This is a genomic window from Streptomyces flaveolus (assembly GCF_014648815.1).
GTDB classification, from domain to species: domain Bacteria; phylum Actinomycetota; class Actinomycetes; order Streptomycetales; family Streptomycetaceae; genus Streptomyces; species Streptomyces flaveolus.
Genome location: NZ_BMRV01000007.1, coordinates 18,125 through 36,483, shown reverse-complemented (window position 1 = coordinate 36,483; position 18,359 = coordinate 18,125). Strand labels below are relative to the sequence as shown.

The following is an 18,359-nucleotide window of genomic DNA, read 5'->3' as shown; positions in this document are numbered from 1 at the left end:
ATCGCATGACCGTCGCGCAACGCCGGGGCCGGAAGATCATGATGACGTCCGGTGAGCTGGACGCGTTCCTCACCGCCCAGCGCACCTGCCGGGTCGCCACGGTCTCGGCGGACGGCGCGCCCCACGTGAGCACGCTCTGGTTCGCCTGGGACGGCTCCTCGATGTGGCTGTACTCGGTCGTGCGCAGCAGGCGCTGGGCGGACCTGCGGCGCGACCCGCGGGTGGCGATCGTGGTCGACACCGGGGAGGAGTACAACGAGCTGCGGGGCGCGGAGCTGTCCGGCCGCGCCGAGTTCGTGGGCGAGGCACCGCGCACCGGCGAGCTCTGTGCCGAACTGGACCTTCCCGAGACGCTGTTCGCGCGGAAGAACTTCGGCCTGGACGAGATGCCGCACGACGGCCGCCACGCCTGGCTGCGGCTGACGCCCGAGAAGATCGTCACCTGGGATTTCCGCAAACTGTCGTCCCGGTAGGCCGGAAGGGTCAGCCGAGCCGTCCCGCCGCCGCCCGCAGCGCCTCCACCGCCGCCCGGATCGACGGGCGGCGGTCGGCGTCCGCGCGCCAGACGACGTACACGTGCCGGCGCGCCCGCTGCCGCAGCGGCACGGTGACGACGCCGGAGGGCATCGGATGGCGTCCGAGCAGCGGGGCGATGCACACGCCGAGCCCCGCGGCGACCAGGCCGAGCTGGGTGTGGGTCTCGGCGGCACGGTGGCCGATGATCGGTTCGATGCCCTTCGAGCGCAGCGTGAACATCAGCCACTCGTGGCAGAACTCGCCCTCGGCCCACGTGATCCACTCGTCCTCGGCGAACTCGGTGAGGTCCACCTCGTCCCGTCCGGCGAGCCGGTGGCCGGCCGGCATGGCCACGTCGGCGGGATCGTCCAGGAGCGGAGCCTTGACCAGGCCGTCGGGCAGCGGCATCGGCTTGTTGTACCAGTCGAGCACGACGGCCAGGTCGAGGTCGCCGCGCACCACCCCCCGGATGCCGCGTTCCGGTTCCAGTTCGCTGGAGCGGATGCGCAGGGCGGGATGCCCGGCGCGCAGGGCGGACAGTGCGGCGGGGAACAGCCCGCGGGCGGCGGTCGGGAACGCCGACAGCCGGAGCTCGCCCACCACCTGCCCGCGGTGCGCCTCGAGGTCGGACTGGGCGAGCTCGACCTGCGAGAGGATGCGCGCCGCGTGCTCGGCGAGGAGGCGGCCCGCGTCCGTCAGCCGCACGCCCCGGCCGTTCTTGGCCAGGAGCTGCTGGCCGACCTCGCGCTCCAGCTTGGACATCTGCTGGGAGACGGCCGAGGTGGTGATGTGCAGGCCCTCGGCGGCGCCGCTGACCGATCCGTGCCGGGCGAGGGCGTCGAGGGTGCGCAGGCGCTCCAGGTTCAACATATAAGCGATGCTACGAGATACCGGGCGTGAAATATCGATTGTGCTACGAGAAAAGCTGCCGCATCGTTGCCTCCATGAGCAGCGTCACGTCCTCCCCCGCACCCCGCCGGGTCCGCCGCGTCCTCGACTGGCGCCTGCGCTTCGGGGTCCTCGCCCTGATCTGGGGCTTCAGCTTCCTCTTCATGAAGGTGGGCACGGAGAGCTTCGCCCCGTTCCAGGTCACGCTGGGCCGGCTGGTGTTCGGTACGGCGGTCCTCGCCGTGGTGATGGCGGTGAAGCGGGAGCGGCTGCCGCGCGGGGCGCGGACGTGGGCGCATCTGGCGGTCGCCGGTCTCCTGCTCAACGCGCTGCCGTTCTCCCTCTTCGCCTACTCCGAGCTGACGATCCCGTCGTCCCTGGCGGGCATCTGCAACGCGACCTCGCCCCTGTGGGGCATGGCCCTGTCGCTGGTCGCCCTGTCCGAGGACCGGCCGACCCGGCTGCGGGTGGCCGGCCTCGGCATCGGCTTCCTGGGTGTCCTGACGGTGCTGGGTGTCTGGCAGGGCTTCCACGGCCTGGACGTCACGGGCACGGCGCTGGCTCTGCTCGCCTCGCTGAGCTATCCGGTCGGCTGGATCTACGTCCGCCGCACCCTGGCCGGCTCGAGCCACTCGCACCTGTCCCTGACGGGAGCGCAGCTGTTGCTCGCGACGCTGCAACTGGCGGTCGTGACGCCGCTGGTCACGTCGGCGCCGACGCACTTTCCGGTGCTGCCCGTGCTGGCGGTCGCGGCGCTGGGCGCGCTCGGCACCGGGCTCGCCTTCCTGATCCAGTACGACCTGGTGGCCGAAGTGGGCCCGACGACGGCCCAGATGGTCACGTACTTCACCCCGGTCATCGCCACGGCCGCGGGCGTCGCCCTGCTGGGCGAGTCGCTGTCCTGGTCGACCCCGGTCGGCGCGGTCGTCGTCCTCGCGGGCGCGGCACTGACCCAGGCACGGCCCAGGACACCTCGCCCCGCCGAGCCGGCGCGTCCGGCCCGGGAACCCCGGAAGGCGACGGTCTGACCACGCGCCGGCCGCCCGCGGCGGACGCGGCGCCGCCCCGGCCGAGCGGGACCCCCTGCACCGTCGGTATACGCCGGCACGGCCCGGCCACGCGGTATCCGGCACTGTTCCCGGACCGGTCCGATCAGAAACGGTCCGGTGGAGCGCCGCCCGGCCCGGTCCGGCCGCGTAGCCCGTACCGCGTACCGCGTACCGCCGCCGCCCTGGACGCGTCAGGCGTAGCGCCGCCCCTGCCCCGGCCCCAGCGCCCTCGCGACCGCGTCCGCCAGGGGCCGTTCCTCTCCGTCGGCCAGGGTCGAGACGGTGATGCGGATGCCGGGCGGGGCGCCGATCCTGAAGCGGGCGCCGGGTGCCACGGCCCAGCCGGCGTGCAGCAGGCGGGCGACGGCGCCGGTCTCGTCCGGCACGGGGATCCACACGTTCATGCCGCTGCGTCCGTGCGCCTCGACGCCGCACTGTCCGAGCGCGCCGAGCAGCGCGTCCCGGCGCCGCCCGTACGCCGCCGCCACCGCGCGCGCGTCCACCGCGCCCTCGGCCCACAGCAGCGCCACCGCCCGCTGGGTGATGCGGCTGACCCAGCCGGGGCCCAGGCGCTGCCGGCCGCGCACCCGGTCGAGCGTGACCGCGTCGCCGGTGAGCACGGCGAGCCGCAGGTCGGGCCCGTAGGCCTTGGCCGCCGAGCGGACGAAGGCCCAGCTGTGCGTCGTACCGGCGAGCGGGTGCAGCGGCAGGTCGACGATGCGGTGGCCGTGGTCGTCCTCGATCAGCAGTGTCTCCGGGTGGTCCCGCAGGACGGACCGCAGGGCACGCGCGCGCGTGGCGCTGAGTGCGGCGCCCGTCGGGTTCTGCGCGCGGTCCGTGACGACCAGCGCGCGGGCACCGGCGGCCAGGGCCCGGTGCACGTCGTCGGGCAGCGGCCCCTCGTCGTCGACGCCGACGGGGACCGTGCGCAGGCCGAGCGCGGGCACGAGGTCGAGCAGGCTGCCCCAGCCCGGGTCCTCGACGGCGACGGCGTCGCCGGGCCGCAGGTGTGCCGCGAGCACGCGTTCCATCGCGTCCAGGGAGCCGGACGTGACGGCCAGGGGTCCGTCCGGCACCCCGTCGGCGTCCATTCCGGCCCGCGCCAGCCGCGCCAGCTCCGGCTCGACGGGCGCGTGCCCGTACAGCACCGGCTCCCGGTCGCCCTGCCCGGCGGCCGCGGCGAACACCGGGCCGAGGGCGGGCAGCAGCGCCGGATCCGGATTGCCCTCGGACATGTCGCGCACGCCCTCGGGCACCTCGACGCGGATGAACTCGCGCCCCGTGGTGGCCGGTTTCGCGCGCACCCGGCTGCCCCGGCGTCCGGCGGTCTCGATGACCCCGCGCTCCCGCAGGGTGCGGTAGGCGGCGGCGACGGTGTTGGGATTCACCCCCAGCCGCTCGGCCAACTCCCGCATCGGCGGCAGGGGCTGCCCCGGCACCAGCTCGCCCGCGCCCACCGCGCGTTCGACGCTCGCGGAAATCTCCGCTGCACCACGTCCCGTGATCCGATACTCTCCTAGCACAAACCCGATTATGCACTAGTGCAATGGAGAGCGCCATGCAGGGGACCACGCAGACGCCGTCGCAGCCCGCCACCGCCTACTCGCCCACCGACCGCACCGTCCCCACCCGCTCCGCCGACCGGGCCTCCTACGACAAGGAGCTGGTGCACGCGATACTCGACGAGGGCTACGTCTGCCACCTCGGTTTCGTCCGCGACGGCGCCCCCGTCGTCCTGCCCACGCTGTACGGCCGGGTCGGCGAGCGCCTCTACGTGCACGGCTCCACGGGCTCGCGCCCGCTGCGAATGACGGGCCAGGCGGACCCGGGCCTGCCCGTGTGCCTGACGGTGACGCACGTGGACGCGCTGGTGCTGGCCCGCTCGGCCTTCCACCACTCGATCAACTACCGGTCGGTCGTGGTGCACGGCACGGCCTACGACGTGACGGACCCGGAGGAGAAGCGCACCGCTCTGGACGCCCTGGTCGACCATGTCGTACCCGGCCGCTCGCACGACTCCCGGCCGGCCAACAAGAAGGAGCTGGCCGCCACCGCCGTGATCCGCCTCGACCTGGACGAGGTCTCCGCCAAGCTCCGCACCGGCGGCGTGAACGACGAGCCGGAGGACCTCGCCCTCCCCCACTGGGCCGGCCTCGTCCCGCTGCGCAAGGGCTACGACGCCCCGGTCGCCGACCCGGGCCTGGAGCCGGGCACCGGGCTGCCCGCCTACCTGACCGCGCCGTGATGCCGGTCCACCGATAGGACGCCCGCGCGAGGGCGCCGGGTGGAGCCCCCGCGCGGAAGGGACCGTCGTCAGGCGAGCGCCGTGGGCGTCCGCGCCTGCCGCGCCTCCGCCACCGCGAGTCCCGCGACCGAGCCGAGCATCAGCACGGTGCCGGCCAGGGTCGCCGCGGTGAGGTGCTCACCGAGCAGGACGACGGCCAGCGCCGCCGCGCTGACCGGTTCGAGCAGCATGATCACGGACACGGTGGCCGACCGGACGACGGCCGCGCCGGCGAAGTAGAGGCCGTAGGCGAGGGCGGTCGGGACGGCCGCGACGTACGCCAGGAGCCACAGCAGCCGGACCGGTTCGGCGCTGTGCGGCACCAGCCCCTCGGCGAGGGCGAAGGGCAGCAGGCACAGGCTCGTGACGGCGAACGCCCCGACGGACGTACTGGCCGCGTCCGCCGAACCGTCGCGCCCCCACCAGCGGGTGAGGAGCGTCATCGCGGAGTACCCGGCTGCCGACACCAGGGCGAGGAGTACACCCCGGGGTTCGACGGACGTCCTGCCGTCGCCGAGGACGAGCACCCCGAGCCCGGCGAGGGCGCCGACGACCGCGGCCGCCCCACCCCCGCCCAGCCGCTCCCCGAGGGCCTGGCGCGCGCCGAGCGCGATGAGCACCGGGCCGGCGCCGAGGGTGACGACGGTGGCCACGGCGAGCCCGGTCGCCTGCACCGCGGCGAAGTAGGCGGTCTGGAACACGGCGAGACCGAGGCCGGTGAGGACGGCCCGCAGCACCTTGCGGCGCCGCGGCTCCGGTACGGCGGGCCGCACCCGCGGGCGCAGCGGGCGGGCGGCGAGCAGCAGCACGAGACCGGCGGCGCAGCGCCAGAAGGACAGGGTCACGGGCCCCATGTCACTGGTCCGGTAGACCAGCGAGGCGGCGGCACCGGCAGTGCCCCACGCGGCACCGGCGACGATCAGATAGAGGAGGCCACGCCCTACGGGCAGGCCGGAGACGGCATTCGACACGAGTTCTCTCCGCAGACGCGCACGGGGCGCGGACGTCGGGGTCCACCCCTCGGGCGGGGGTGGGTGGACTGGCGTCTGCGGGCAGCACCGACCGGCCCGGCCACTACGGGCCGGGCGGCTTGCGGAGGGCCCGCCTCAGGCGGCCGGAGGCGGGAGGACGAGTGCGGTCGCGTGCATGATCGGCACTCTAGGTCGCCGTCCCGCGGCTGGACAACTCCCTTTCGGGCCCGCCGCTGGCCACCGGGTCCGCGGAGCCCTTGGCGGGCGCCGACGACTGGGCGATGAAGGCGCCCACGAGGACCACCACGCCCCCGACGATCTGCGGCGCCGAGAGGTGTTCGCCGAGCAGGACCCAGGCCAGGACGGTCGCGATGACCGCCTCCAGGCACGCCACGACGCCCGCGACCTGCGGTGACAGGCGGCGCACGGAGAGCACGCCGGTGACGTAGGCGAGGACCGTGGCGACGAGGACGATCCAGGCGAGCAGCAGCGCGGCGGCGACGGGCGTGCCGTTCATGGGCGCGGTGTCCGCGAGGAGGGACCAGTCCATGGTCCAGGGACGGGCGATCACGGTGAGCACGGCCGCCCCTACGAGCAGCCCGTAGGCGATGACGCCCAGCGGGTCGGGCGCGTCGTCGCCCGCGTCGCTGCCCTGGTCGGACAGGACGAAGTAGCCGACCTGGCAGCAGGCCGCGCCCAGCGCGAGCAGCAGCCCGAGGGCGTCGAAGCCGAGGCCGGACCAGACCTCCACGACGCAGGCGAGCCCGCCGACCGCGAGGACCACGCCGAGCGCGGCCGCCCGCGTCACCGGCCGGCGCTGCACGAACCGCACCCAGCCGAGGACCAGGGCCGGGGCCAGGTACTCGACGAGCAGGGCGACGCCGACGGGGATCCGGGAGAGCGCGGCGAAGTAGCAGGCCTGTACGCCCGCGACGGCGAAGAGGCCGAAGCCGGCCAGCAGCCCCGGGCGGCGGCGCAGCAGCCCGCGGTGGCGCACGGCGAGCGGCAGCATCACCAGCGCCGCGCCGGCCACCCGCAGCCAGACCACGTGGAGCGGGTCGAGGCCCGCCTCGATCAGCGGCTTGGCCGCGACGCCGGATCCTCCGAAGGCGACCGCCGAGGCGAGCGCGAGTCCGAGTCCGGCGCCCTTTCCATGGCCGGCGCGAGGGCTGTCAGTCGTCTGCACCGGCACATGATGACAGGGGACGACATGACCGTCACCCCCGATGACACCTGTCTCACCGGCTGGACATCCGGCGCGGCACCGGTCACGGGGCCGGGGCCTGGGTCAGGGCGTCGGCTCGAAGTGGTTGTCCACCCGGGCGAGGACCGCACGGGGATCGACGGCGGCACGGCCGAGCACCTCGACGGCCCGCGCCTGCGGATCCGCGACGAGGGCGGCGAGCAGGTCGATGCCGCACGCCTCGGCCGCCCCCCGCCGCGCGGCGCGGGCGCGGGCGTCCTCCATGGCCGCCGCGGCCAGGGGCGAGAACCCGGCGGCCCCGCCCACCACGGGCACGGAGCCGGAGTCCTCGACGGTGCTCTGCCAGCGCAGGCCGTATCCGATGCTGCGCTGCACGAGGTAGCCGAGCAGGCGGGCGAGCCGCGGCCCCTCGCCGAGGACGGCCCGCGCCTCGGGGTCGTACTCCAGGAGCGAGTGCAGCAGATGGGCCGTGTCGATCTGCCGGTCCCCGTCCCGCACCGCTCTGCGGCGGGCACCGGAGACCACCGGCGCCAGTTCCGCGCTGAACCGGGCGTCGGCGTCGACACCGTCCGGGCGCCGGTCGCCTTGCTCACCGGCCGACTGCCGGGGGATACGGGGTTGCACAACACCCAGCACATCAGCCCCTGCGACGCGGGTCATCCCCGAAGGGGAGCATTTCCGCGTCCCACACAGAGTGGACCCGGGGTGCCGGAATCTCCTCCTTACGGATGAGATCACGCCGTTCCTCCCCGTCGGACGCGCGCCGCCTTGCGGAACGTCTCCGGGTACAACCCCGGCGTGCCGTCGGGAGTCCGACAGGGGCATGAGGAGCAGGTGCGAGTGCTGGCTGGTGGGACTGCCGGCGGTCGACGGCCGGCAGTACGTGTACCGGGTGTACGCCCCCGAGGACGCGCTGGCCGCCGATCTGTTCTGGGAGGCCTGGCACTGTCACGACGAGAGCGCCCTCCCGCGCGCGTGGGATCTCTTCGACGCGGCGGTGATACGGCGGATGGACTGAACGCGGCGCGTCGGCACGCGCACGAAGGCGCCCCGCGGATCACTCCGCGGGGCGCCCGGCCGTGCCGTACCGGTCTGTCCCGTCAGTCCTCGTCGGCGAGGATCAGGTACAGCTTCTTGCGGGCGTCGCCGATGACGGCGAGCGCCTTCTCCCGCTGCTCCTTGCTGCCGGTCTTCCAGACCTGCCCGAAGGCCTCCATCAGACCGAAGCCGGCCTGCCGGATGTCGTTCAGCGCCTCCCAGTCGACGCCGCGGGAGGCCTCCTCCCAGGGCGCCTCGGGGCCGTCCTCGGCCGCGGTGCGGCCCGCCTCGGTGAGCGAGAAGAGCTTCTTGCCGCCCTCGCTCTCGCTGGCGATCAGGCCCTCGTCCTCCAGCAGCTGGAGGGTGGGGTACACCGAACCGGGGCTGGGCTTCCACGCCCCGCCGCTGCGCTCGGCGATCTCCTGGATCATCTCGTAGCCGTGCATCGGACGCTCCTTGAGCAGGGCGAGGATCGACGCCCGTACGTCGCCGCGCCGCGCCCTCCCCCTGGGTCCGCCCCGCCCTCGGCCACCCCACGGGCCGGGACCGAAGCCCGGTCCGAAGGGACCGCCGGGGCCGCCGGGACCGCCCGGCCCGAAGGGGCCGAACGCCGCGCGCCGGCCGTCGAAGCCGCCACGGCCGAAGGGACCGCCCTCTCCACGCCCGTGTCCACCGTGTCCACGCTCGTATCCGTGGGTACGCATCGCCATCACTCCATTCAGTCGTTGATCTGTCGCGATGCTTCAACGATATATCGGAAGCTGTCGTTCGACAAGCCCCTGCCGACAGCCCGGCACCCCGGAAGTCGGGCCAGAACTCGCGAATTGGCCTTGGCCCGCTGCTCGGCCGGGCATCTAGCGTCAGCGCATGCGCATCCGAATCGTCGACGCCTTCACCGACCGGCCCTTCGCCGGCAACCCCGCCGGGGTACTCCTCCTCGACGCGTTCCCGGAGGACGACCGGCTCCAGGAGGTCGCCCTGGAGGTCAACCACGCCGAGACCGCGTTCGCCCACCCGCTGCCCGCGGGCGGTGCGGCCGACTGGGCGCTGCGCTGGTTCACGCCCGCCACCGAGGTCGCGATGTGCGGCCACGCGACCCTCGCCACGGCCCACGTCCTGCACACCACGGGGGCCCACGAGGGTCCGGTGCGGTTCGCCACCCGCAGCGGCGTCCTGATCGCCACGCCCCGCGAGGACGGCTCGATCACCCTCGACTTCCCGACCGCGCCGCTCACGCCGGTCGACGTCCCCGCGGGCGTCGCCGAAGCGCTGGGCGCGCAGCCGCACGCGGCCCTCGACACCGGTCCGGACGTCGGTGACCTGCTGGTGGAGGTCGCCGACGAGAAGACCGTCCGGGGACTGACCCCGGACCACAAGGCCCTGGCCGCCCACTCCCGGCGCGGCATCATCGCCACGGCCCGCGCGGAGGACCCCTCCCGCGGCTACGACTACGTCTCCCGCTGCTTCTTCCCGAACGTCGGCATCGACGAGGACCCGGTAACCGGCAGCGCCCACACGGCGCTCGCGCCCTACTGGGCCGAGCGCCTGGGCCGCCCCGTCCTCACCGGGCTCCAGGCCTCGCCCCGCTCCGGCCGCGTCCGCACGGAGGTGCGCGGCGACCGCACGCTGCTGAGCGGACGCGCGGTGACGGTGATCGAGGGCGAGCTGCTGGCCTAGGCCCCGCGTGACGGGGGCGCGGGAGGCTCCCGGGTCCCCGTCACGCCGTCGGCAGCCAGTCGACCTTTCCGGCCAGCAGCGCGTAGCCCACGAAGGCCCCGATGTCGAGCAGCGAGTGCGCCACCACCAGCGGACCCACCCGGCCCCAGCGGCGGTACAGATACACGAACACCACGCCCATCACCATGTTCCCGACGAAGCCGCCGACGCCCTGGTAGAGGTGGTACGACCCGCGCAGCACCGAACTGGCCGCCATCGAGGCGCCCCGGCTCCAGCCCAGCTGGTCGAGCCGGCGCAGCAGATAGCCGACGACGATGACCTCCTCCAGGACGGAGTTCTGCACCGCCGAGAGGATGAGCACGGGGTACTTCCACCACACCTCGGGCAGCGCCTCGGGCACCACGGTCAGGTTGAATCCGAGACCCCGGGCGGCCAGGTAGAAGGCGATGCCGGTACTGCCGATGACGGCGGCCACGGCGGCCCCGCGAGCCAGGTCCGGCCACGGGCGGGTGCGGTCGAAGCCGAGGGCGCGCAGACTGCGGCCCTCGCGCAGCAGGAAGTGCGCGACCAGGGCGACCGGGACCAGTGCGGTGGTGATCCCGAAGAGCTGCCAGGCCAGGTCCAGCCAGGGGCGGCCGGGCGCGGCCGAGGCGTTGAGGGTGGCCGCCTGGTCCTTGAGACCGCCGGGCCGGGTGAGCGAGCCGATGAAGCTGATGAGGGCGGACACTCCGCTCGCGCCGAGCGACAGCGCCAGGACGAGCAGCGTCTCGTCACGCAGGATCCGCCGCGAGAGCCGCCCCTCGCGAGGGGGTTCCTCGTCGAGTGGCTGCTGAGGGAACGCATCGTCCACCGGGCCCGCCTCCGCCATGCACACCTGCCTCCAGCTGGGACGTCACAGCTTGCCCGATCAGTATGAGGCGGCGCGCGGCGGGGGCGGGCCCCGGTGGCCGTCAGCCCAGCGGTGCCGGCTCCGGCAGGCCCACCGGCCACAGGTGCACGGGATCGCCCTGGTGCATGAGCTCGACGTAGCGCCTGGTCGTCGCGGCCAGCGCCGCGTCCCGGGACAGACCCGCCTCCAGCGCCTGGTGGAACGTGGCCGCCTGCCAGGACGCGCCGTTGACCCGGCGCCGGCACCGCTCCTCGATCACCCCGAGGTACAGGTCCCGGTCGGCGGGCTCCACGCCCCACGCGTCCAGCCCCGCCTCGGCGAGCGGCAGCAGTTCCTCGCGTACGAGGACGGCGGCGTCGACCTCGGTGGTGCCGCCGAGCCTGCCGCGCCGGGGCCACTCGAAGCGGGCGTCGATGCCGTGGCGGCACGCGGCCTCGAAGTTGGCGGCGGCGGCCTCGAACGGCAGCCGGGTCCACACCGGCCGGGGCTCATCGGCGAGCGCGCGGACGACGCCGTAGTAGAAGGCCGCGTTGGCGATGACGTCGGTGACGGTGGGGCCGGCGGGCAGGACGCGGTTCTCCACCCGCAGGTGCGGGACGCCGTCGGCGATGTCGTAGACGGGGCGGTTCCAGCGGTAGACCGTGCCGTTGTGCAGGACGAGTTCCGCGAGCTTGGGCACGCCGCCCGCGTCCAGGACCTCCAGCGGGTCCTCGTCGTCGCAGATCGGCAGCAGTGCCGGGTAGTAGCGCCGGTTCTCCTCGAACAGGTCGTACGCCGAGGTCACCCACCGTTCCCCGAACCAGGTGCGCGGACGCACCCCCTGGGCCTGGAGCTCGGGCGGGCGGGTGTCGGTGGACTGCTGGAACAGCGGGGGCCGCGACTCGCGCCACAGCTCGCGGCCGAACAGGAAGGGCGCGTTGGCGCCGAGGGCGATCTGCGCGGCCGTGACCGCCTGGGCCGCGTTCCACACGTCGGCGAAGCGGTCCGGGGTGACCTGGAGATGCAGCTGCACCGAGGTGCAGGCGGCCTCCGGGGCGATCGACTTGGACGTGCAGGTGAGGCGCTCGACGCCCTCGATGTCGAGCGTGAAGTCCTCGCCGCGGGCCGCCACGATCTGTTCGTTGAGCAGCGCGTAGCGGTCGACGGCCGAGAGGTTGGACGAGACCAGGTCGTCCCGGTCGAGGGTCGGCAGAATTCCGATCATCGCGATTCCCGCGTCGACCTCGCCGGCCTTCCGGTCCGCATACGCCAGTGACGTGCGGATCTCCTCGGCGAGCCGGTCGAATACCCGGCCGCCCAATCGGTGCGGTGCGATGTTGACTTCCAGGTTGAACATGGCGAGCTCTGTTTGGAAGTCGCGGCTCGCGATGCGCTCGAGGACTTGCGCATTCAACATTTTCGGCATCCCGTCGGAACCGACGAGATTCAATTCGATCTCCAGCCCCATCAGGTTCTTCGGACGGTCGAACCGCTTCTCCGCCAGCAGTCGCTCCAGGCCCGTCAGGCACCGCTGGAGCTTGTCGCGGTAGCGCTGGCGATCGGACAGGTCGAACTGACCTGCCACGACCTTCTCCCCCATGGAAGAGTCCCTTCTCGGAGCGGTGGGTTGAAGATCCGGCCGCCGGTGTGCCGGTCAGGTGGGATGATGCCCAGCCGAAGCGATCGATAACGTCCCCGCACGGCCCCGGCACCCGCTACGCTGAACCGATGTGACCGGTGGCACATTCGCCGGGCATGGCGCACCCCGCAGTTTCAGGGCCCGCCAACTCGTGAAAAACGCCGACGAGAACGGGCCGACCGCTCGGTGAGGATTCCCCGAGGTCAGCGTCGTGCGCCGGGCGTGAAATCCGGAGGATTACCGCATTTCCACGACCGAATGTGCCCTTGTTCTGCTTGCCGCGGACGGCTAGACGAAACACAGTCTGAACACATGTCGTATAAACTCCGCGAACAAGGCAGAAGACCGGCGTCCACGGTCGATGGATCCTGCCGCCGAGCTGACGCACGGCAGGCCTCACCCCACTTCTCGGTTCTCGGACCCCGGCCCCTGCCTCTCCACCCCGTGAGCTGACAGCGTCGTCCGCCCCGCACGCCCCACCCCGCCCTGTCACGCACCGCCCTCGCGCCACCGTGCCTTCGAATGAGAGGCGACCCACCATGCCGCTGCATGTCCCCCCGGCTCCCGCGCCCGCCCTGCGCTCCGTCCTGACCGCACTCTCGTCTCCCACCGCGGTCCGCGAGGCCCGGACCCCGTCCCTGCTCGGCGCCCAGGGGCCGACCACCCCCGAACTGCCCCTGCCCGTGCACGTCCTGGACGGGGTCTCCGCCGAGGGCGTGACGGCCACCCGGCTGACCGGCTGGCGGTTCCTGATCCGCTCCGGCGACCGGGCGGTGGCGGCGGCGGAGACCATGCCGACCCCGGACGGGTGGGCCTTCTCCCGCTTCTTCGAGGGCCCCTACATCGCGTCGACCGAACGGGCACTGCGCCAGGCGGAGACGCTGCCGCAGCCCTACCAGCCGCGTCTGCTGTCGGTGCCGGGCCTCTACATGCTGACGCTGTGGCTGCACGGCGACTGCGCCGCCGACCCGGCCGAGGGGTACCCCGCCGGCACCGACCTGCTGGTGCCGCTCGCGCCGGCACCGCCCGGTATCGCGGCCCACCGGCCGCACCGGGTAGCCGAGTTGCTCCCCCTCCTGACCCACCGGGTGACGCCGACGCGGCTGCTGCGCTCCCCCGCCTGACCGCTCGTCCGTCCGGGCCGTCCCGGGCGGACTAGTCCTATCCGGCCATGCTGAATCATCCGAAGTGACAATGCAGTTGCGATGAACCGCCCGCGTGGGTGACGCGTCTGAAACCCGTGAGAAGCGGTGCTGCGAAATACCTGCGGAACGGCGCCCGTGGGGCAACACTGGGTTCGGACCGACCTATCAAACGGGGGGGCGGCCATGGACGACGTTTCACGCCGCGGGACAGACCAGACAGCGTACTCATCCATCACGACGGACCGAGAGACCCCACTCATGTGTCAGCACCAGCCACCGTGTCCTCCAGCCGACTCCGCCGACCGGGAATCCGCCCGTCTCGTGGCGCACCACCCGGAACAGGGATGGAGCCTGCTGTGCAACGGCGTCGTCCTCTTCGAGGACACCGGTGAGCTTCTGCCGGACGGCCGGATCATCGCTCCGCACCGTCCGCTCGGCACCGGGCTGATGACCGCCGCCTGAGCACCCGCCGGGCGGTACGGCGCCGCTCCGCCCGGCACTCCGGGGCCGGCCCGCGGATGCTCCCGCGGGCCGGCCCCGGCGCGTACGGGGCGCTCACCTCCCGCCGAGTGCCTCCCTGATCGCGTAGTACGCCGGCTTCGGACGCAGGCTCTCGTCCCAGGGCAGGGCCGCACCCTCGCCCTCGAAGAACGCCGGGATCCACGAGTACTTGTCCGTGTAGTCCCACAGCGTGATGCCCACGCACCGCCGCACGGCCAGGCAGTCCTCGGTGAGCTGCCGGTACCAGTCGGCCTGCGTGGCGAGCTTCGCCTCGTCCGCGGGGAGCTCCATGCGGATGTCGACCTCGGTCAGGGCGGTGTCCAGACCCAGCCGCGCGAAGCGGCGGAGGTTCTCCTCCAAGCTGGTCGGGTAGCCGTACTGCAGGGCCAGGTGGGTCTGCAGACCGATGCCGTGCAGCGGCACGCCCTCGGCCCTCAGCTCCTTCGCCAGCCGCAGGTAGGCGTCGCTCTTCGGGCCGACGGCCTCGATGTTGTAGTCGTTCAGGTAGAGCTTGACGTGCGGGTCGGCCTGGTGGGCCCAGCGCAGCGCGTCGGCGATGTAGCCGGGGCCGAGTGTTCTGTAGAAGACGGTCTCCCGGTAGGTGCCGTCCTCGTTGAAGGCCTCGTTGACGACGTCCCAGGCGAAGACCTTGCCCCGGTAGTGCCGTACCTCGGCCTGGATGTGCTTCTTCAGTACCGCCCTGAGCTCGTCGGCCGTCCAGTCACGGTCCGTGATCCAGCCCGGCAGCTGGCTGTGCCAGACCAGGGTGTGGCCGCGCACCTTCTGGTGGCCGGCGCGGGCGAGGTCGACGATCTCGTCGCCCGCCGACCAGTCGAAGACTCCCTGCTGCGGCTCGGTGGCGTACCACTTCATCCCGTTGCCGGGCGTGATCTGGTCGAACTCGCTGGCCAGCAGCGCGGTGTAGGGGCCGTCGGTGAGCTCGGGGTTGTCGGTGGCGCTGCCGAAGTACCGGCCGTGCCGCTGGGCCAGGTCGGCGAGCGTACCGCGGTCCTTGCCGTGCCGCTCCTCACCGGCACTGGCCGCGGGCCCGGTGGCGACGCCGGCCGCGACCAGCGCGACGGCCAGCGCGCCGGCGAGTCTGAGCCGGGTACGGGAGCGGATGGTCGTGCGGGACGTACGCATGCTGCGACTCCTCACGTTCGGGTGCGGGTGTGACACGTTCGCGTCCGCGGCGCGGGTCATCCCTTCGTGGCGCCCGCGGTCAGACCGCCGACGAGCTGGCGCTCGGCGACGGAGTAGAAGGCGAGGGCCGGCACCATCGCCAGGACCAGGTAGGCGAAGACGCGGGCCGTGTCGGCCGAGTACTGCCCCTGGAACTGCTGGACGCCGATCGGGATCGTCCACCACGTGGAGTCGGTGAACACCAGCAGCGGCAGGAAGAAGTTGTTCCAGCTGGTGACCACCGCCAGGACCGAGACGGTGCCGAGCGCGGGCCGGGCCATGGGCAGCAGCACCCGCCAGAAGAAGCCGAGCGGACCGCAGCCGTCGAGCGTGGCCGCCTCCTCCAGCTCCCCGGGGATCTCCCGGAAGAAGCCGCGCAGGATGATGATCGTCATCGGCAGTCCGAAGGCCGCCTGCGGCAGGATGACGCCCAGCGGGTTGTCCAGCAGGCCCAGGGAGCGCAGCAGCAGGAACAGCGGCAGGGCGGCTACCGCGAAGGGGAACATCAACCCCATGGTGAACAGGGTGAACAGCAACTCCCGCCCGCGGAAGGCGAACCGGGCGAAGGAGAACGCGGCCAGCGCGGACACCACGACCACGAGGACGGTGGTCGCCACCGCGATCAGCGTGCTGCTGCCGACGAGCCGCCAGAAGGAGCCCGACGCCAGGATGTCGGTGTAGTTGGAGGTCACCCACGGGTCGGGCAGCCCGACGGGGTTGCTGGAGAGCTGGTCGGTGGACTTGAAGCCGGACAGCACCGCGTACAGCAGCGGTACGGCCATCACGGCGCCGACGACGATCAGGACGACGTGCACGGGAAGGACCCGCCTCGCACGGGACTTGGAACGCACGGTCACTTCCCGCCTCCTCGCATGGTCGTGGTGGCTCCCTCCAGGTCGCGCCGGAGCACGAATCGCTGGTAGGCGAGGGCGAAGACGAGGCTGATGCCGAACATGACCACGCTGATCGCGCTGGCGTAGCCGACCTGGTAGCGCTTGAAGCCGAACTGGAACATGGTCACGGCCATGGTCTCGGAGTGGTGGTCGGGGCCGCCCTGGGTGATCACCCAGACCAGGTCGAACAGCTGGATCGCGCCGATGACCGACAGGAAGACGCTGATGCGCAGGGTGGGCGCGAGCAGCGGCAGGGTCACGCCGCGGAAGCGCTGCCAGGCGTTCGCGCCGTCGATGAGCGCCGCCTCGTTCAGCTCCTTGGGGATCGACTGGAGACCGGCCAGGTAGAGCATCATGTGGAAGCCGAAGTACTTCCAGGTCATCGCCAGGAAGAGGGTCGCCATGACCATCGACGGGTCGGCGAACCACTCACCGCCGAGTCCTTCCAGGCCGATGCGGCCCAGGATGTGGTCGGCGAGGCCGTCGCCCGGAGCGAAGATCATGGCGAACAGCACGCCGGTGATGGCCTCGGAGAGCACGTACGGTGCGAAGAAGAGCATCCGGTACACGGCCCGGCCGCGCATCCTCTGGTTCAGCAGCACCGCCATGGCGAGCGCGAACGGCAGTTGCAGCACGAGGCTGAGCACGACCAGGAGCAGGCAGCGCCACAGGTCGCCGAGGAAGACCGGGTCGTCGAACGCGCGGGTGAAGTTCTCGGTGCCGATGTACTCCGAGGGCATCCCGAAGCCGCCCCAGCGGAAGAAGGCGGCGTACAGCGCGAACAGGATGGGCAGCAGCACCAGGACGATGAACAGCACCAGCGCGGGCACCTGGAAGCCGACCGCGGTGAGCCAGTGGTACGTACGGCGCCGGGCCCGGCCCCGGCCCGCGTCGGCGGGCGGGGGCGGGCGGTCGGCGTCGGGGCCGGTCCGCTTGTCCGGCAGGAACGTGGAGGTCATCGGGCCTACTGCTCTTCCTTCGCGGTCTTCGTGATCGACTCGGCGACCTGTTGCGGCGACTTGGAGCCGGCGATGAGCGCGGCGACGCTGTCGTTGATCTCCTGGCCGAGGGCGGGCGCGTAGGCCTGGTCGAGGTAGAGCTGGAAGCCGGTGGTTCCCTTGAGCTGCTTCTGCACGGCCTGGAGGTTGGGGTCGGTCAGGACGTCCTCGGCGGCCGGTACCACCGGGAGGACTCCGGTCTTCTTGACCAGTTCGCGGTCGGTGGCGGCCGAGGCGAAGAACTTCAGGAAGTCGACGGCGGCCTGCGGGGCGCCCTGGCGCAGCGCGTGTCCTCCGCCGCCGCCGAACACCTCGGTGATCGCGCCCTTGCCGCCCTCGACGGCCGGGAACGGGAAGAAGCCGAGGTCCTTCCCCAGGCCCTTGCCCGAGTCGGCCTCCACCACCGGGGCCCACTGACCCATCAGTTCCATCGCGGCCTTGCCGTTGCCGACGGCCGCGGCCTGGCCGCTGGGAGTGGAGTAGGCGGCCCCGAGGAAGCCCTTCTGGAACGGCTGGAGGTCCGCCAGCTCCTGCAGGTGCTGCCCGGCCTGGACGAACTCGTCCCCGGTGAAGTCCTTGTCGTCGTTGGCCTTCTCCAGGGCACCGGCTCCGGCGGTGCGCATCGCCAGGTACGCCCAGTAGTACATCCCGGGCCACTTCTCCTTGCCGGCCAGGGCGATGGGCGTGATCCTCGCGGCCTTCAGCGCGCGCACGGCGTCGAGGAAGCCGCTCCAGGTGGTCGGCGGCGCGGCGATGCCCGCCTTCTTGAAGTGCGCCTTGTTGTACCAGAAGCCGACCATGCCGATGTCGAACGGGATGCCGTACACCTTGTCCTCGATGAGGTACGGCTCCTTGGCGACCGGCAGCAGGCCGTCGCCCCACTCCTTCGTCCGGTCCGTGAGGTCCTCGACGAGACCGGCCTCGACCTGCTGCTTGAGGACGCCGCCGCCCCAGGTGTGGAAGATGTCGGGGAGTTTCCCGGAGGCGGTGAGCGCCGTCATTTTGGACTTGTAGGCGTCGTTCTCCAGCTGGACGATCTTCACCTTCACCTTGGGGTTCTGCGCCTCGAACTGCTTCGCGAGCGCTGCCCAGACGTCCTTGGTCGGCTGGGTGGTGGAGATGTTCCACCACTCGATCGTGGTGGTTCCCGACGAACCTCCCTCGGAGTCGCCGCCACAGCCGCTCAGTGCCGTCATTCCCAGACCGGCCGCGGCGGAGGCCGCCATGAAGCCGCGGCGGGACAGTGCCGGGTCGCCCATCTTGCGCTCCTCGAGTAATTCCGAAAGTTTCGGAAGGAATTCAGAAAGCTGCGTTGTTGCCGCACCCTAGAGACAGCCCATAAACGGTGGCAAGCCCTTGTACCGAAGGAATCTGTGATCGGCCCCGCTCGAGGGGCCACGACGAGCCCCAGAAGGGCAGGAGATGGCCGAAACATTCGGCTGAGGCCGCGAACGTTCGTCGCACCTGCCCCATACCAGCGGGGCGTCCGCGCGGCCCCTGCGCCCA

19 protein-coding genes are annotated in these 18,359 nt (G+C 72.4%); 7 read left to right on the top strand and 12 right to left on the bottom strand.

The features are described 5' to 3' along the window. Nucleotides 1-5 precede the first annotated feature (5 nt). Nucleotides 6-473 (top strand): pyridoxamine 5'-phosphate oxidase family protein, encoded by a 468-nt coding sequence (locus IEZ05_RS17835; protein WP_189231125.1) that lies wholly within the window; start codon nucleotides 6-8, stop codon nucleotides 471-473. Nucleotides 474-483: 10 nt separating this feature from the next. Here IEZ05_RS17835 and IEZ05_RS17830 read toward each other — a convergent pair whose 3' ends face one another. Then, on the bottom strand, nucleotides 484-1,386 hold the full coding sequence (locus tag IEZ05_RS17830; protein ID WP_189231124.1) for a LysR family transcriptional regulator: 903 nt from the start codon (nucleotides 1,384-1,386) through the stop codon (nucleotides 484-486). A 38-nt stretch (nucleotides 1,387-1,424) separates the two neighbouring features. On the opposite strand from IEZ05_RS17830, the gene IEZ05_RS17825 reads away from it, so the two are divergent. Next, a complete protein-coding gene (locus IEZ05_RS17825) occupies nucleotides 1,425-2,432 on the top strand; it encodes a DMT family transporter (RefSeq protein ID WP_189231433.1) in 1,008 nt (335 codons plus the stop codon). Nucleotides 2,433-2,644: 212 nt separating this feature from the next. Here IEZ05_RS17825 and IEZ05_RS17820 read toward each other — a convergent pair whose 3' ends face one another. Next, nucleotides 2,645-3,976 carry an aminotransferase class I/II-fold pyridoxal phosphate-dependent enzyme gene (locus IEZ05_RS17820; RefSeq protein ID WP_189231123.1) on the bottom strand — a complete coding sequence of 444 codons (1,332 nt, stop codon included), beginning with the start codon at nucleotides 3,974-3,976 and terminating at the stop codon, nucleotides 2,645-2,647. A 35-nt stretch (nucleotides 3,977-4,011) separates the two neighbouring features. Between IEZ05_RS17820 and IEZ05_RS17815 the strand changes: the two genes are divergently transcribed. Beyond that, nucleotides 4,012-4,698 carry a pyridoxamine 5'-phosphate oxidase family protein gene (locus IEZ05_RS17815; protein WP_189231122.1) on the top strand — a complete coding sequence of 229 codons (687 nt, stop codon included), beginning with the start codon at nucleotides 4,012-4,014 and terminating at the stop codon, nucleotides 4,696-4,698. 68 nt (nucleotides 4,699-4,766) lie between these two features. Here IEZ05_RS17815 and IEZ05_RS17810 read toward each other — a convergent pair whose 3' ends face one another. The 3 genes from IEZ05_RS17810 to IEZ05_RS17800 form a co-directional block, all read right to left on the bottom strand. Further along, nucleotides 4,767-5,708 carry a DMT family transporter gene (locus tag IEZ05_RS17810; protein WP_189231121.1) on the bottom strand — a complete coding sequence of 314 codons (942 nt, stop codon included), beginning with the start codon at nucleotides 5,706-5,708 and terminating at the stop codon, nucleotides 4,767-4,769. Between the two features lie 187 nt (nucleotides 5,709-5,895). Beyond that, nucleotides 5,896-6,900 (bottom strand): EamA family transporter, encoded by a 1,005-nt coding sequence (locus IEZ05_RS17805; RefSeq protein ID WP_189231120.1) that lies wholly within the window; start codon nucleotides 6,898-6,900, stop codon nucleotides 5,896-5,898. 96 nt (nucleotides 6,901-6,996) lie between these two features. Next, entirely contained in the window at nucleotides 6,997-7,536 is a 540-nt protein-coding gene (locus tag IEZ05_RS17800) for a Clp protease N-terminal domain-containing protein (protein ID WP_189231119.1), read from the bottom strand. Between the two features lie 199 nt (nucleotides 7,537-7,735). Between IEZ05_RS17800 and IEZ05_RS17795 the strand changes: the two genes are divergently transcribed. Beyond that, nucleotides 7,736-7,930 carry a hypothetical protein gene (locus IEZ05_RS17795; RefSeq protein WP_189231464.1) on the top strand — a complete coding sequence of 65 codons (195 nt, stop codon included), beginning with the start codon at nucleotides 7,736-7,738 and terminating at the stop codon, nucleotides 7,928-7,930. Between the two features lie 82 nt (nucleotides 7,931-8,012). Here the strand turns inward: IEZ05_RS17795 and IEZ05_RS17790 are convergent, their stop codons facing one another. Beyond that, the gene (locus IEZ05_RS17790) at nucleotides 8,013-8,654 is read right to left on the bottom strand and encodes a PadR family transcriptional regulator (RefSeq protein WP_189231118.1); all 642 of its coding nucleotides are present in this window, start codon (nucleotides 8,652-8,654) and stop codon (nucleotides 8,013-8,015) included. A gap of 163 nt (nucleotides 8,655-8,817) precedes the next feature. Between IEZ05_RS17790 and IEZ05_RS17785 the strand changes: the two genes are divergently transcribed. After that, nucleotides 8,818-9,627: a PhzF family phenazine biosynthesis protein gene (locus IEZ05_RS17785; RefSeq protein ID WP_189231117.1), complete on the top strand. Its 810-nt coding sequence runs from the start codon at nucleotides 8,818-8,820 to the stop codon at nucleotides 9,625-9,627. Between the two features lie 40 nt (nucleotides 9,628-9,667). On the opposite strand, the gene IEZ05_RS17780 is transcribed toward IEZ05_RS17785, so the two are convergent. After that, nucleotides 9,668-10,495: a CPBP family intramembrane glutamic endopeptidase gene (locus IEZ05_RS17780; RefSeq protein WP_189231116.1), complete on the bottom strand. Its 828-nt coding sequence runs from the start codon at nucleotides 10,493-10,495 to the stop codon at nucleotides 9,668-9,670. 82 nt (nucleotides 10,496-10,577) lie between these two features. Beyond that, complete coding sequence (locus IEZ05_RS17775) at nucleotides 10,578-12,095, bottom strand: glutamate-cysteine ligase family protein (RefSeq protein WP_189231115.1); 1,518 nt, start codon at nucleotides 12,093-12,095, stop codon at nucleotides 10,578-10,580. 578 nt (nucleotides 12,096-12,673) lie between these two features. Here IEZ05_RS17775 and IEZ05_RS17770 point away from each other — a divergent pair. After that, the gene (locus IEZ05_RS17770; protein ID WP_189231114.1) at nucleotides 12,674-13,258 is read left to right on the top strand and encodes a hypothetical protein; all 585 of its coding nucleotides are present in this window, start codon (nucleotides 12,674-12,676) and stop codon (nucleotides 13,256-13,258) included. Between the two features lie 279 nt (nucleotides 13,259-13,537). Then, entirely contained in the window at nucleotides 13,538-13,741 is a 204-nt protein-coding gene (locus IEZ05_RS17765) for a DUF5999 family protein (protein WP_189231113.1), read from the top strand. 93 nt (nucleotides 13,742-13,834) lie between these two features. Here the strand turns inward: IEZ05_RS17765 and IEZ05_RS17760 are convergent, their stop codons facing one another. Genes IEZ05_RS17760 through IEZ05_RS17745 form a run of 4 tightly spaced genes read right to left on the bottom strand, consistent with a single transcriptional unit; the run spans nucleotide 13,835 to nucleotide 18,112 of the window. Next, entirely contained in the window at nucleotides 13,835-14,923 is a 1,089-nt protein-coding gene (locus tag IEZ05_RS17760; RefSeq protein ID WP_189231112.1) for an endo-1,4-beta-xylanase, read from the bottom strand. Between the two features lie 56 nt (nucleotides 14,924-14,979). Continuing rightward, nucleotides 14,980-15,819, bottom strand: coding sequence for a carbohydrate ABC transporter permease (locus IEZ05_RS17755; RefSeq protein ID WP_189231111.1), 840 nt, complete (start codon nucleotides 15,817-15,819; stop codon nucleotides 14,980-14,982). After that, entirely contained in the window at nucleotides 15,816-16,814 is a 999-nt protein-coding gene (locus IEZ05_RS17750; protein ID WP_189231110.1) for a carbohydrate ABC transporter permease, read from the bottom strand. The genes IEZ05_RS17755 and IEZ05_RS17750 overlap by 4 nt, the downstream gene beginning before the upstream one ends. A 5-nt stretch (nucleotides 16,815-16,819) precedes the next feature. Further along, entirely contained in the window at nucleotides 16,820-18,112 is a 1,293-nt protein-coding gene (locus IEZ05_RS17745) for an extracellular solute-binding protein (protein ID WP_189231109.1), read from the bottom strand. Nucleotides 18,113-18,359: the final 247 nt, after the last annotated feature.